General features: G+C 40.5%; 17 protein-coding genes. 4 read left to right on the plus strand and 13 right to left on the minus strand.

The window, feature by feature from the left end; genetic code table 11:
- Window positions 1-7 precede the first annotated feature (7 nt).
- Both JYB65_RS07765 and JYB65_RS07770 read left to right on the plus strand, forming a co-directional pair.
- A complete protein-coding gene (locus JYB65_RS07765) occupies window positions 8-901 on the plus strand; it encodes an ABC transporter permease (protein WP_206582083.1) in 894 nt (297 codons plus the stop codon).
- Window position 902: 1 nt separating this feature from the next.
- The gene (locus JYB65_RS07770) at window positions 903-1,697 is read left to right on the plus strand and encodes an ABC transporter ATP-binding protein (protein ID WP_206582084.1); all 795 of its coding nucleotides are present in this window, start codon (window positions 903-905) and stop codon (window positions 1,695-1,697) included.
- Between the two features lie 116 nt (window positions 1,698-1,813).
- On the opposite strand, the gene JYB65_RS07775 is transcribed toward JYB65_RS07770, so the two are convergent.
- The 8 genes from JYB65_RS07775 to JYB65_RS07810 all read right to left on the minus strand — a co-directional run bounded on the left by JYB65_RS07775 (window position 1,814) and on the right by JYB65_RS07810 (window position 8,994).
- The gene (locus JYB65_RS07775) at window positions 1,814-2,092 is read right to left on the minus strand and encodes a DUF5661 family protein (protein ID WP_206582085.1); all 279 of its coding nucleotides are present in this window, start codon (window positions 2,090-2,092) and stop codon (window positions 1,814-1,816) included.
- 120 nt (window positions 2,093-2,212) lie between these two features.
- Window positions 2,213-2,635 (minus strand): universal stress protein, encoded by a 423-nt coding sequence (locus JYB65_RS07780; protein WP_206582086.1) that lies wholly within the window; start codon window positions 2,633-2,635, stop codon window positions 2,213-2,215.
- A 78-nt stretch (window positions 2,636-2,713) separates the two neighbouring features.
- Window positions 2,714-3,397 (minus strand): TerC family protein, encoded by a 684-nt coding sequence (locus JYB65_RS07785; RefSeq protein ID WP_206582087.1) that lies wholly within the window; start codon window positions 3,395-3,397, stop codon window positions 2,714-2,716.
- 401 nt (window positions 3,398-3,798) lie between these two features.
- Window positions 3,799-5,358 carry an FIST N-terminal domain-containing protein gene (locus JYB65_RS07790; RefSeq protein WP_342366638.1) on the minus strand — a complete coding sequence of 520 codons (1,560 nt, stop codon included), beginning with the start codon at window positions 5,356-5,358 and terminating at the stop codon, window positions 3,799-3,801.
- Between the two features lie 178 nt (window positions 5,359-5,536).
- A complete protein-coding gene (locus JYB65_RS07795) occupies window positions 5,537-6,202 on the minus strand; it encodes an amino acid ABC transporter permease (RefSeq protein ID WP_206582224.1) in 666 nt (221 codons plus the stop codon).
- A 31-nt stretch (window positions 6,203-6,233) separates the two neighbouring features.
- Complete coding sequence (locus JYB65_RS07800; RefSeq protein ID WP_206582088.1) at window positions 6,234-7,040, minus strand: amino acid ABC transporter substrate-binding protein; 807 nt, start codon at window positions 7,038-7,040, stop codon at window positions 6,234-6,236.
- 39 nt (window positions 7,041-7,079) lie between these two features.
- The gene (locus tag JYB65_RS07805; RefSeq protein ID WP_206582089.1) at window positions 7,080-8,222 is read right to left on the minus strand and encodes a trans-sulfuration enzyme family protein; all 1,143 of its coding nucleotides are present in this window, start codon (window positions 8,220-8,222) and stop codon (window positions 7,080-7,082) included.
- 19 nt (window positions 8,223-8,241) lie between these two features.
- Window positions 8,242-8,994 (minus strand): amino acid ABC transporter ATP-binding protein, encoded by a 753-nt coding sequence (locus tag JYB65_RS07810; RefSeq protein WP_206582090.1) that lies wholly within the window; start codon window positions 8,992-8,994, stop codon window positions 8,242-8,244.
- A 309-nt stretch (window positions 8,995-9,303) separates the two neighbouring features.
- Here JYB65_RS07810 and JYB65_RS07815 point away from each other — a divergent pair, with 309 nt between their 5' ends.
- Complete coding sequence (locus JYB65_RS07815) at window positions 9,304-9,975, plus strand: cytochrome c biogenesis CcdA family protein (protein WP_206582091.1); 672 nt, start codon at window positions 9,304-9,306, stop codon at window positions 9,973-9,975.
- A gap of 12 nt (window positions 9,976-9,987) precedes the next feature.
- A complete protein-coding gene (locus JYB65_RS07820; RefSeq protein WP_206582092.1) occupies window positions 9,988-10,527 on the plus strand; it encodes a TlpA family protein disulfide reductase in 540 nt (179 codons plus the stop codon).
- A 109-nt stretch (window positions 10,528-10,636) separates the two neighbouring features.
- Here JYB65_RS07820 and JYB65_RS07825 read toward each other — a convergent pair whose 3' ends face one another.
- The 5 genes from JYB65_RS07825 to JYB65_RS07845 all read right to left on the minus strand — a co-directional run bounded on the left by JYB65_RS07825 (window position 10,637) and on the right by JYB65_RS07845 (window position 13,877).
- A complete protein-coding gene (locus JYB65_RS07825; RefSeq protein WP_206582093.1) occupies window positions 10,637-12,277 on the minus strand; it encodes a M20/M25/M40 family metallo-hydrolase in 1,641 nt (546 codons plus the stop codon).
- Between the two features lie 71 nt (window positions 12,278-12,348).
- A complete protein-coding gene (locus tag JYB65_RS07830) occupies window positions 12,349-12,513 on the minus strand; it encodes a hypothetical protein (RefSeq protein WP_206582094.1) in 165 nt (54 codons plus the stop codon).
- Window positions 12,510-13,268, minus strand: coding sequence for a cadherin-like beta sandwich domain-containing protein (locus JYB65_RS07835; RefSeq protein WP_206582095.1), 759 nt, complete (start codon window positions 13,266-13,268; stop codon window positions 12,510-12,512). Before JYB65_RS07835 ends, JYB65_RS07830 begins: the two co-directional genes overlap by 4 nt.
- An 82-nt stretch (window positions 13,269-13,350) precedes the next feature.
- On the minus strand, window positions 13,351-13,593 hold the full coding sequence (locus JYB65_RS07840) for a phage tail protein (protein WP_206582096.1): 243 nt from the start codon (window positions 13,591-13,593) through the stop codon (window positions 13,351-13,353).
- Between the two features lie 35 nt (window positions 13,594-13,628).
- A complete protein-coding gene (locus JYB65_RS07845; protein ID WP_206582097.1) occupies window positions 13,629-13,877 on the minus strand; it encodes a phage tail protein in 249 nt (82 codons plus the stop codon).
- Window positions 13,878-14,188 lie beyond the last annotated feature (311 nt).

Here is a 14,188-nt window from a genome sequence, read left to right on the forward strand (position 1 = left end):
AAAAAACATGTTAAATATTTTATTAGGCGCGGTTTCTTTGGGACTCATATGGGCTGTTATGACCATCGGTGTATATATCACCTTCAGAATCCTTGAAATCGCAGACCTGACAGTAGAGGGAAGCATTACTACTGGGGCAGCAATTGCTTCTTACTCCATCTACAGTGGAATGAATCCTTTTGCGGCCACTCTCCTTGCCCTTTTAGGGGGTATGGCGGCCGGACTGGTAACGGGGATTTTTCATACAAAACTTCAAATTCCTGCCCTACTTTCGGGTATCCTGACGATGATCGGATTATATTCGGTGAATCTGCACATTATGGGGAAAGCGACGATTTCTCTGCTGCGTATTGACACCGTTTATACCGGTTTGGAAAACATAGGGCTCAATCATACCAATTCAGTTATCCTGTTTGCGTTGATCTTTGTCATAGGGTTGGTCAGTATTTTATACTGGTTCTTCGGCACTGAAATCGGCTGCGCGATACGAGCTACGGGAACCAATTTTCAAATGGCTCGTGCGCAGGGGATCAATACCAATAACATGATTATGCTTGGACTTGTCATCAGTAACGGTTTGGTAGCTCTTTGCGGAGCACTGATTGCACAAAGCCAAACGTATGCAGATATTCAAATGGGGATCGGCTCCATCGTTATCGGGCTGGCCTCTGTTATTATCGGGGAAGTTATCTTTGCAAGCAGAAATTTCTTTAAGAAATTGCTTACATTGGTGTTGGGTGCCATCATTTACCGAGTGATTATCGCTTTTGTATTATGGCTTGGAATGCCTGCAAACGACCTGCGGCTATTTACCGCACTTACGGTTGCCGCCGCATTATCACTTCCGATGTTCAAGGCTTATCTGCGGCCGGTAAAGAAATCGATCAAGGAGGAAGTGTAAGATGCTCACAATGAATGAAATCTATAAAATATTTAACGTAGGAACGATTAATGAAAAAATTGCCCTGCGTAATCTGAATCTTACACTGGAAGAAGGCGATTTTGTCACTTTGATCGGCGGAAACGGAGCGGGTAAATCGACTTTGCTGAATTGTGTAGCCGGCGTTCATAGCGTGGATCAAGGCTCCATTATTGTGGACGACAAAGATTTAACCAAATTGTCGGAACACCGGCGTGCAAGTATTATCGGACGTGTATTTCAGGACCCGATGATGGGCACAGCGGCGAATATGGGTATCGAGGAGAATTTAGCGCTTGCGTATAGACGCGGTCAGCTGCGCACGCTAAAATGGGGAATCAAAAATAAAGAACGGGACCTCTATCGAGAATTATTGAGCCATCTGGAACTGGGACTGGAAAATCGATTAAGCGACAAAGTCGGGCTGCTGTCCGGCGGTCAGCGGCAGGCGCTGACTCTTTTAATGGCTACACTCCAAAAACCCAAGATTCTTCTCTTGGATGAGCATACAGCGGCCCTTGATCCGAAAACTGCCGAAAAGGTTATGCAGCTCAGCAAAAAGCTTGTAGAAGAAGGCAGACTCACGACTCTGATGGTGACACACAATATGCGTCATGCAATTGAATACGGTAATCGATTGATCATGATGCACGAGGGTCGTATTATCCTGGATATCAAAGGCGGAGAAAAGCAACAATTAACGGTAGAAGAGCTGTTAAAGCGATTCGGCCAGGCGAGCGGCGAAGAATTTGCCAACGACCGAGTTCTTCTTTCATAAAAACACGATACATCCATGAAAAAAGAGGCTGGCTTAAAATAAATAAACCCCCTCTTTTTTTCATGCGGTATTGTTGTTATTCCGTCCGCCGTCAATCCTGTACGCATAAGGACAGACTATCGTTTGTAATTTTTCCAATATTCTTCTGCTTCTTCTTCCATTTGAATGAGACGGATATAATAATCCGGAAATTCTTCTAAATGGGCCAATGCAATCTTTGCAGTGGTTAAACAGTCATCATTGGTCACATTGGTAATAGGATTCCTGCTTCCATGTTCAAGTTCTACCCCCATGCCCATTCGAAATTGCTCTACATCAAATCTATTCCAATCAACACCCAACTCTTCTCCATATTTCTTTGCTTCTTCGTAGGTAAAATGCTTTCTCCCCGACATGTTCTTACATCTCCTTTTTCTAATTATTATATACTTGTCTATTTATATAATAATAGGTATCGCATCATTATTCAAGTGAAGCAGCATACTCTTCCGTAAATGTTTTATCTTCTGTTCACTTTATGGCACGATCGTGACCGGACAAGTGGTCTCATGAAGGACATGCGTAGCAACACTTCCCATCAGTGCCCGTTTAACCGTTCCCAGACCTCTATAGCCCATTACAATAAGGTCCACCGAACTTTCTTTTGCTTCTTCACAAATCTCGTTACCCGGGTCCCCGTTTCTAACCACTGTGCGAACGGAAAGAGAAGTATTATTTATCAGTTCTAACGTATGTTCCAGCACCTCTTTGCTGGATTCTTCCTGAAATGAATGGATTTGTTCCTGGCTGAAAAAACGCTTCACATTCGGAGTATTATAACTGGGCTGAACATTGAGCAAAACGATTTCATCGTCTTTGCCTTCTGCAAGAGAAATGGCAAAAAGTACGGATTTGTCTGAACCCGCAGAACCATCAACAGGTACTAATATTTTTTTCATTATATAAAACACTCCTTTTCTTTTTCTGTGCAAATGACTGCTATAATGGAAACTCTCCTAAAACTTTTACTGTCTTTTTTAAGATGAACCTAATTCTTTAGCGCTCTTTCGTTTTTTCATTCTTCCTGCAAAAAGAACGCCAAGAACTATCACTAGCTCTAATGCCCACTTTATAAAGATATACTCTTCAAAGAAACTTTTTAAAAATGGTTCTTCCGCAATCATTTTAGAGGAAGTCCAAGCCAGCACTCCAGCACCGATGTAAATAATCGCCGGGAACCGCTCTATCCACTTGAGGATGATGGTGCTCCCCCAAACGACAATCGGAACACTGATCAGAAGTCCTAAGACAACCATGAAAAAGCTTCCGTGTGCAGCTCCTGCCACTGCAAGGACATTATCCAATCCCATCACCGCATCTGCGACGATAATGGTTTTAATTGCAGCCAGTAAGCTGTCGCCTGACTTCATATTGTCATGTCCCTTTTCCTCTACAAGGAGTTTATACGCTATTCGTATCAGCAAAAGCCCTCCGACTAACAATAACCCCGGGATTCTTAAAAGCCATACCACGACTAAAGTTAATACTGAACGAACAACAATTGCACCACATGTTCCCAGAACAATAGCTTTTTTCTGATTCTCACGCGGCAGGTTTCTGGCAGCTAATCCAATGACAATCGCATTGTCACCCGCCAAAACCAAGTCCGTGACAATAATGGTCAGCAACACCGACCAAAACTGAGCCGAAAAAACATCCATTAATAAATCGCTCCTTCCTTCATTTGAAACATCTCTCCACTATCTATCTTGTCAAATTCCCCTTTTTTCAGACCTATTTGTTTTATAGCAAACAAAAGTCTATTTACAAAATTCACTTTCATTTTATCTGTGAAATTCCTTGATATTCCAAAAGACCGTCGATATCCCCTGAGTAATAAAAAAGACCTTTAACATAACTCATTCAAAATGACTCATGTTAAAGGTCTTGCTTTCCCTTTGGAGTATAAAGCCAGGCAATCGAAATTACCGGTTGTTGACGTTATAACTTTTAAGCTACTCCCCTTTAATTGAGTTATTATATCATATAGGGAGCATCTACGTCAATACATTTTATTCTGCATTAGAAAATGACAACCCTTAGAGCGGTCATTTTTTATGGACTACTCTTCTCCCATTGCCTCTTCTTTGCTTAACGTACTTTGATAAACTCGATCACTTGTCATAGCCGCATAGCTGTCAGCAATAGCAAGAATTCTTGCTATTCTTGGGATTGCTTCACCTTTGGATCCCATTGGATATCTGTTGCCGTGCCATCTTTCGTGATGAGATAGGATGCCGTCTGCCAATTCTTCTAAATTGCAAGAGGAACTAGTCGATCGAATTGCATTGGTCTTAAAGATCAACATCGTAGAGGTTTGATTCATATGCCCGATATATTCTTCACCGTAGGTAGAAAATCCACTGTTTGGAATACCTTTAAAGATTTCGCCGTATTCTTTTACGAGATTGTTCTTCTCTAATGCTTGAGTCCGCTGTACACATTGGAAATGGAGGAGACCTTCGATCTTTTCAGGTGCATGCATTTTCTTTTCTAAAGCATCCTTGGTATCTTGAACGATATCGGTGGCTTCCAGTAATGTGACCTCCATTCCCTGAAGTAAATTGCAATAAAATTTTATATTTGTTCCGTTCCTTTCCCGAGGGCTTCTTACAAATATATCATTTCCCCCGATAATCAACCCTACCGGATGAGTCGTAAAATATTTCGTCGCTTCTTCTATGGAAGAGGCTCCGACAGCCTCCGCATAGGCTAAAATAGCAGGCTTATTATTGAACTCCATTACTTCTCTTGTTTCTTCATTCACTTTAGTCGCGATTAACTTATCATTCAGCGCTTTATAACTTTGCGTTTTAAGAATATCAAACGAAGCTTCGTCGTTCATTTTTATCAGAACGAGAACAGCTGAATCCGCATACGCTCTGCCATTTGCATAGACAAACGTCCTGTCATATTTACCATCATCTCCTGCAGACCCTCCAACGAAATATACATTGGAACGATTTCCGATTCGATCCATCAGCCTTTCTTCTTTCATGCTTATTCCGTCAATCAGCACGATTCCAAGATACCTTGTTACATCCATGGTGTAGCAGCTCTCCCTAAAATAAGTTTCAAAGGAGGAAAATGCAGCTTCAACCCGTAGCCCCTTTTGCATTTGCTCAATGACTTCCACTTTCGCATCGGCAATAATGTTTGAATGAAAGGCAGTGGCTACAATAGCGTTTTTTAAGAATGCTCCATTTGCTATTTCACCGGCCGTAGAGCATCCGAATACGATACTGTCTTTAAAAGCCGCTTGCATCAGATGGCTCATACGAGCTTGGTTAAAACAGGAAGATGCAAAAAATACAAGCAGCTTAACGTTAAACCCTTTTAATTGATTTTTAATATCTTGCACAGCTTCTTCTTCATTAATTTCCATAGATACAACAGATTTTATATTGCTGCTTGCCCCTTCTAAAATCTCCACATTTAATTGCTTGGCAATAGCGAGAAGTTTATTTATAATATCAGCGTCATCAGCCGAATCACTGCTGAATTTGTTCGGATTAATCCCTTTTAGAATAAATTTCGCCTTTGTCACTTCCGCAATGTCAGGATTCCCTCTTGATCGTTCTTGTATGATATGATCTATGATTTCTTTTATTTTACCAGCCACAATAATCACTCCCTTAAACCACAAATTTCATCAACTTTCACAAATTGACACACAATTCCGACTATTACATTATATGCTCCGCAAGGGAATAATTCAAGTATGTTCTTTTAGACAAATAAAACGGTCACTTAAGCAAAATACCTAAGTGACCGTATGTATTTGATTTTTGACAACCATGCTAGTTTGCATGATTGTTCATTCTTTTCTCACCATAATTCTGCAGCTGAGTCAAAACAGTACAAAACATCAGGTAGATGACTGCTACTTCGCAATAAAGGGCCAGCGGTTCATAGGTCTTTGCCGCTATTCGCTGAGTGGCCATAAACATTTCTGTCACAGTGATGCTGGCCGCAAGAGACGTATCTTTCACCAGCCCGATAAACGAATTAAATAGAGGTGGAAAGGCAATTTTAAAGGCTTGCGGTAGAATAATCAGTCTCATCGTCTGTACATAAGACAGACCAACACAGTATCCGGCTTCCAGCTGACCTTTTGGAATCGACAGTATAGTTGCTCTGAGCGTTTCAGAAGCATAGGCGCCGACATTTAAGGAAAAGGCGATAATAGCCGCCGGAAAGGGATCCAGCACAATACCGGCACTCGGTAACCCGTAAAATATGATGAAAATCTGTACAAGCAATGGCGTTCCGCGAATAATCCAAACATAAAATTTTGCAATTTGTTTTAAAATCTTAATATCAGCAATTTGAACCATGGCGGTTAAAAGTGCAAGGATCAGCCCGAGAAAAAAGGAAATTAAAGTAAGGGGGATTGTATAGACTAATCCTGGAATCAAAATTTTAAAAAATGAACTGAGCAAAATTTCTATTATACGGGACTCCATCACGGGTACCTTCCTTTCGTTTTTTACAAAATTATTGTTCTACTGAGACATCTACTCCGAAATATTTTTCAGAAATCTGTTTTAGAGTACCGTCTGCGGTAAGCTCAGCAAGGGCAGCGTCGATAGCTTCCACCAGCGATTCATTTCCTTGTCTGATTAAAATTCCATTTTGACTGCTTTCATCGGATAACGCAGCTATTTTTACATCAGCATCCGGCTTCTGGTTCACATAGTCATAAAAGGTTAAGTTATCGTTAATCGTCGCATCCGCTCTTCCTGCCAGCACTAAGTCAATGGACTGATTAAACCCATCGGTTCCTACTAATTCAGCACCATAGCTTTCTGCCAGTTTCGCCCAGTTGCTTGTCAGTGATTGTGCGGATTTTTTACCGGATAAATCTTCAAAACTCTTAATATCTTGATTACTTTCCTTTACAATAAGCGCACCTTTTGTATAGGTATACGGAATTGAAAAATTGTATTTCTGTTGTCTTTCTGGCGTAATTCCTACTTGATTTACAATGATGTCAAAACGCTTCGCATCAAGACCGGCAATAATGCTATCCCATTTTGTCTCCACAAATTCTGCCTTTACGCCCAATTTCTCTGCAACCGCCTGGGCCACTTCTACATCATACCCCACCAGTTCACCGCTGTCATCGTGGTATGTATACGGCGCATAGGTCCCTTCTGTACCGACCTTGATTACACCTGCCTCTTTTATGCTGGCAAGCAGATCCTTCTCATTTTCTTCTGTCTGTTTGGCTGCACCGCATCCGGTTAACCCCACTACAAGGAGGACTCCCGTTAATATTGTAGCAATAGTTCGCTTTTTCATTTTCTTTACCTCATTCTTTCTTTTATTTATAATTACACTTTAAATTTTTGCTTTATCCAGCGCATTGGAGAGGTCTTCCAAAAGATCCTCTTCATGTTCGATGCCGACTGCTAACCGCAGCAATTTGCTGTCAATTCCGATTTTTTCCTGCCATTCAGGACTATAGGATTCATGGGTCATGGAAGCCGGATGGCAAATCAAAGACTCCACACCTCCCAAGCTGACTGCTAAGCCAAAAAACTTCAGATTTTCAATGAATTTTTTACTGTCCCAGCCATCCTGTAACCGGAACGATAGCACTCCACCGTCCCCGATTGCCTGAAAACGCTGAAGTTCATAATTTTTATGACTTTTCAGTCCCGGGTAATAAACGTCTTTTACAGCCGGGTGGTTTTCAAAGTACTGCGCTATAAGCAAGGCATTCTTTTGATGTTTTTCAAGCCTTAGACTCAGTGTTTTGATTCCTCTTGTCAGTAAAAAAGAATCCAATGGGCTCAAGATACCGCCGTAAGTATTTTGAAAAAATTTCAGCTTCGTATAAAGTTCTTCATCATTCAGTACAACGAGTCCGGCCAGGATATCCGAATGACCCGCATAATACTTGGTCGCCGAATAGACGACAATGTCGGCCCCTAACACCAACGGCTTCTGAAAGTAAGAAGTTAAGAAGGTGTTATCCACCACCGTTAAAATATTGCGTTTTTTCGCTTCCTCACTTACTTTCCGGATATCCGTGATTTCCAATAATGGGTTGGACGGCGTTTCTATAAAAACCATTTTTACGTTGGCGGCGGCATCGTTGAAATCATAGAAATTAAAATCATCTACGACTTCATATTCAATCCCATGATCGGCAAAAATGTTTGAGACATATCGCCAGGTCCCGCCATAGACGTTATTATTTATTAATACTTTGTCGCCTTGTTTGAGCAATCCAAAGACAAGACTTGTCGCAGCCATTCCGGATGCGAGAGCCAGCCCATACTTGGCACCTTCCAGCTCTGCAACCAACTTTTCTACATTGCTTCTTGTCGGATTGTTGCCTCGGCTATAGACAAATTCCTCAAATTGATCAAGACTTGGTTGCGTGAAAGTGGATGATAAGTAAATCGGGTAATTCACCGCATTTTTCCCACTGTCATCTGATTTTCCGCCGTGAATGGCTATTGATTCATATCGCATGCTCTCCTCACCTCTGTTTCTATATTGCGTAATCAGAAAAATGATTGATTCTTCTTAAAAATTGCTTTGTTCGTTCTTCTTTCGTTTGGGTGAATACTTCCTCCGGTGTACCTTGTTCGACAATCTTGCCTTTATCCATAAAAATCACATGGTTGGCAACCTCCTGAGCAAAACTCATTTCGTGGGTCACAACCAGCATAGTCGTTCCCTCTTTCGCCAGCTGCCTCATGATGAAAAGTACTTCCGAGATCAGCTCCGGATCCAGTGCAGACGTCGGCTCATCAAACAGGATAACATAGGGGTTAAAGGCAAAAGCTCTTGCAATACCTACCCGCTGCTGCTGCCCGCCGGATAATTGGGAAGGATAAAAATCGTATTTATCGTTCAGTCCCACTTTATCCAGTGCTTTCTTTGATATCTCGTAAGCCTCTGTCGGCGGAATTTTTCTGGCATGAATTAATCCGATTGCTACATTTTCGAGCGCTGTCTTATTGTTAAACAAGTTATAGTTTTGAAAGACAAAGCCGGTCTTCTTACGAAATGCAGCAATCTCTCTTTTAGTAATGCTCGTGAAATCTGCGGTCAGATCATCAAATAGTATCGATCCGCTGTCTGCTTTCTCTAAAAAGTTTATGCAGCGGAGAAGCGTCGTCTTGCCCGAGCCACTTGGTCCCAGAAGAACCACCACATCTCCCTTTTCAATTTTTATATCAATGCCGTCCAAGACGACATTATCTTTAAACGATTTTTGAATGTTTTTGATTTGGAGCATTGTCTCACCTCATTTTTATAGCATACAATTCATATCAGATTAGTATGATATTATTACTTGTTTTGTAGTATATAGCTCTCGTGCATAAATGTCAATATAAAAAGTCAATATAAAAACGAAAAAGTTTTCTAAATGAATTCGAGTAATCCATGATTAAATTACTGATAGAAATTTCTCTATCTTGTACTATAATAGAATAAACAGAATAAGAGATAGATCGGATGAATAAAATTTTTTTGGACTGTTTAAAAACCATACAATCCGTGTAAATAATAAAAGAAACTTGATAAAGAAGGGGCGGGAAATAATATGAGTTATCTTCTTTCTTTTTTAGAAGGAATCACCACCTTTATATCCCCTTGCCTCCTCCCGATGCTTCCCCTTTATGTGTCCTATTTTGCGGGACAGAATGAGGAAGTTCGGAGCGGCAGGGCACTCTCCAATGCGTTAGGCTTTGTGCTGGGCTTTACTTTAATTTTTACATTACTGGGTGCCTTTGCAGGGACTCTGGGAACCCTTTTGAATGAATACAAAACCGTGTTTAATTTAATCAGCGGTCTGATTGTCATTCTCTTCGGTCTCAACTTTATAGGCATCATAAAGGTTCCCTTTATCAATAGAAACAGACACCTGAATTACCAATTCAGCAACCTTGGCTTTTGTTCCTCCGTTCTGTTTGGTATTATCTTTTCCATCGGCTGGACTCCTTGTGTAGGAGCCTTTCTCGGTTCTGCACTGATGCTGGCAGCTCAAAGCGGTGAAAGTATGAAGGGCATACTGATGCTCTTAAGCTATTCTCTAGGTCTTGGGATACCCTTTGTAGTCAGTGCCGTACTGATTGAACAACTAAAAAGTACATTCGATTTTATTAAAAGAAATTATAAGATCATTAACTTGATTTCCGGTACTTTACTTATCCTGCTAGGTTTACTTATGGCAACCGGAACGATGGGATTCTTTCTATCCCTGTTAACGTTTTAAGAGGTAAAGAATATGAATAAGAAAAGAAAAACTTTAATAGCTCTGCTTAGTTTTGTTATCTTTCTTGCTATTGCGGGAGCGGCGTACCAGTATCTTTCCAATGTTTTTGACCCGAATTCCAGCTTGAATACGAAAAAGATTGCGGCAGCTGATTTTACGGTTCTCGATGCCGATGGAAACGAGGTAAAGCTGTCCGATTCCTTTGGCAAACCGATCGTTTTAAATTTCTGGGCATCTTGGTGCACGCCTTGCCAGCGGGAAATGCCTCATTTCGAGAAGGTTTATCCTGAAGTGAAAGAGGATGTGGTTTTCCTGATCGTCGATTTGGCTGATGGTATACGTGAATCAACGGAAACAGGGTCACGTTTTATTGAAGAAAATGACTATTCTTTTCCTGTATTCTTTGATACCAAACAAGAGGCGGCAAAGGCCTATAAAATCACAGCCATCCCTACCACCTTCTTCATCGACAAAGACGGCAATATCGTCTCTGATTATCAAGGGGCTCTCAACGAAAAAAAATTACTCGAGAGGATTGAAGCCATACGGTGAAAATCCTATAAAAGAAGCACCTGAAAGGATAACGTTTGATAGGTGATTTTACTTTCACTTGAAACAAACATGTATCATTCAGGTGCTTTTTATGGCGTCTATTTACGCGTCAGTTTAGGATCGTTTTTATCAGATAATCCACCAACTTTGGCGTATGATCAAACAGATCCGGCTTAAATACCCGTTCCGTATATTTATGTAAATCTTTTCCCCATGGGCCTACATTCAGTACAGGCATGGATTGCTCTTTAATAATGTCTAACGGAATGTAATACATGTCGCCCCAGAAAAGCATATTGCTGCTGATGTATTCTATGTCCTCCTGATCCAATGTAAACATGGCATAGCTTAGGTCGGATATTCCTGTAAAATAATTCTGCGTATAGATCTCCTGCCTCATTTCCTCTGCTGCGTATGCCTTCAATTTATCAATCAGCTCCTGCGTCTGTGCGGCATTGGAAAGCATCGTATTATTTGTACTTGGATAATACGGAGGCGCTAAAGCAATCACCACTACAGGAGAAAGATCGGAACCGTATTCAAGGGTTTTCTCCATCAGCTTATAAATTCCTTCCACTCTTGTGATTTCATTTGCACGAATGCTTTTTTCCAGCTTTATTTGATAAACGTTGATCTCTTGCTTAAACGTTTCGCCTCTTTCCGCTGAAATCTCCGCATAGATTTCACTGTAGAATTTTACTTTAGGTTCCCACTCGATTCCTTCACCGCTTCCAGCGAGTCCCTGATTGTATGTTTCATAGCTCTTTTTCATATCTGCCAGAACGTCATTAAAAGCCTCTTTGCTGATCACTTTTAAGCGGCTCAGGATTTCCTTAGGCGAACTGGTCAGGGATAAAACAGACATATATCCCCCTGCATAAAGGGGCAAGGATACATCGTAGATTTCCTTTCTGTCTTTGAAGTACAACCACGCCGGAGGCGGGGTGATGGTATTGCCGTCTTTTTCAATGAAATCCGGATTGATTTCCGTCTTTCTCACAATGGCCGACAAGAGATGAATCGGATTTAATCCCTTATAAATCTGCCCGACATGAGAAAGTTTACCGCGCACCAAAAACACCGGCATCAGTTTTCCTACGGAACCGTCGTAAATGGTTATATTCTTTTCATCCATTCGCTCGTGCGGTTCTACATTTAAAAGCAGCTTATATTCCAATTGGTACTTTTCTCTCAACTCCTTTAATAAAAAAGCTGCTGACCGCATCCCTGCAGATAGATTTTCTTCATCCGGAACGGCAAGAATTAAAAGGTTTCCATTGAATTCCTGCTGCTGGCAATATTGCTCAAACAAAGCGAGGTGAATGCAGCCACCGCCTTTCATATCCGATGCCCCTCTTCCAAACATCCATTCTTCTGAAGCTAAATCATTTCTTGCAGCATCATCCAGCTCGACATTGCCCTCTTTCATGAACTTTTCTAACGTATACGGTTGATAAGCAAGGTCCTTGAACGCGCCAAAATCATCCACATCTACCGTATCTGTATGATGCATCAGAATCACCGTGTCATTTCCGTTTCCCTTTAAGAGTGCCCACGGGCACGTTCTGTTTAAATAATCGTTTTTAACCGGATAAAACCCGCAATATTCAGGATTTTCTTTTAAATAGGGTACTGATTCAAACCATCTCTTGAAAAAGATCTCATTGTTGATCTCCAGTTCCGTTCCTGTATGTGTTTTTATTGCGACATACTCCAATAAAATTTCTTCAATCCTATCCTTTAAATTCATGTCTTCCCCTCCAATTTTATCTCAGCAATCTTTTTTCTTATTGAGAGAATTCGTTTTCCCTCTTATCCTCATTATACTTTCATTAAGTCAATAATTACAATATATACCAAAAAATAAACACCATCTTGGGTAATGTACTGACCCAAAACGATGTTTACTTTTTCAGTTGTATAAGCAAATGTACTGCTTGAGAATGTCGGATTAAGCGTATCGCTGTTTATTGTAGGATCAGTCAAATCGTACCCTCTTCCCTCACCACCGTCACCGTATAAGCTTGAGTAGTTACGCCATCTACTGCTGTTACCACTACACCGATGTTGTTGCTTCCTACATTTAATGCAACAGGTGTGCTTGACCCCCTTGCTACAGGTGTGTTATTCACCTTTATAGAAGCAGTTGGATCCTGCGCGATAGGAACTACATTAATACTTGATGTGCTGTAAGGCACATTTGATGTTGTATAGTTGAAAATAATCGAGTCAAATGCAGGATTGATAGGAAGTGCTACGCTGTTAACATCAAGTCCTAGACTTGATAGGTATGGGGTTATATATCCATAAATCTCAAGTTCAACAACAGAGGCTGATTGGTGATTAGCATTCAGACCTTTGCTTACATATAATCTTACATATCTGTATACAGCATGCGTAGAAATAGGACGATTAGTAACACTGGACGTATTCGCCGTTACAACATCAAGATTAACCCACGTTGCGTTACCGAGACTACCTTGCAGCTTGAAATCTGACAGATTGTAGTCAGGTGTTGCCCACCCTGCAATAGTTCCCATGTGCTTTACAACCCATGACGTTATGACACAAGGCTTACCTAAATCAACAGTTAATGTGGCGGGAGTATTTGCACTTACTCCATTGTACAACCATCGATTAATTGGCGTATACTTGCCATCAACAGCCATGGATGGTGCAAAAGGCTTAACATATCCGCTTGCTGTAGCCGCTTTATTTAAAGCAATATTTGTAATTGCCATTTTTATCTCCATCCTTCCTAAATCAAAATATTTTGATTGTTTTATTCCGAAAGTAGCGATTAATTGTTTTTAAAAAAGTGAGTTAGTACCTTGACGGGAAAATCCCTTGAGTTGCTATATAATAATTCATACCAGGTATCGGCTCTGCACCCCTTAGATTTGGCAAAGCAAATGTAGTTCTTCCATTCCCGCCAAACTTTAGTCCTATTAATGCAAACAACGCTTGGTTTTCATTTATATTGAGTATCTGACCCTCACATGCCATCCATCCACATGGAGCAAAACCATAAGGAAAAAGGACAATTCCACCTATGTAATAATCCATAATAAATTACCTCCTATAAATTTATTTTTATTATTTTATTGTCTTGATGGGAAAATACCTGTCATTGCAATATAATACCTCATTCCTGATATTGGCTCTGCACCTGTTAAATTTGGCAATTTAAAAGTAGTTGATCCATTTCCCCCAAATTTTGTACCAATTAACGTATACAAAGCCTGATACTGAATAATTTGAATTTCCTGGCCTTCACATGGCAGCCAGCCTGATAGGTTAAAACTGTAAGGGAATAATACAATCCCACCTACGTAATAATCAATATCCATAGTAATTTACCTCCAATTATTTTTTAATTACGATTTCATACAGTATCTTGCAAATATATGTAAACATACTCTTATTCGTTAAATTATATTATATTTTACAAAATGTAGCAACGGTCTTATAATATGTAATATTTCTGCTGTTGCTGGTCATATCAATAAAGAGTTTCACTGCGGCACTTTCCTCCGCGATAGCGGAATTGCCTTGTACACAGCATTCAATCGATCGACTAATACCTTCGTCGCATTGGTTAAAACATATAAGCCTATTGAATTTTCTCTATGATATAAAGCGGAGTATGGTATAATATTAC

Source organism: Clostridium aminobutyricum (genome assembly GCF_017255415.1).
In the GTDB taxonomy this organism is placed as follows: Bacteria; Bacillota; Clostridia; order Peptostreptococcales; family Anaerovoracaceae; genus Aminipila; species Aminipila aminobutyrica.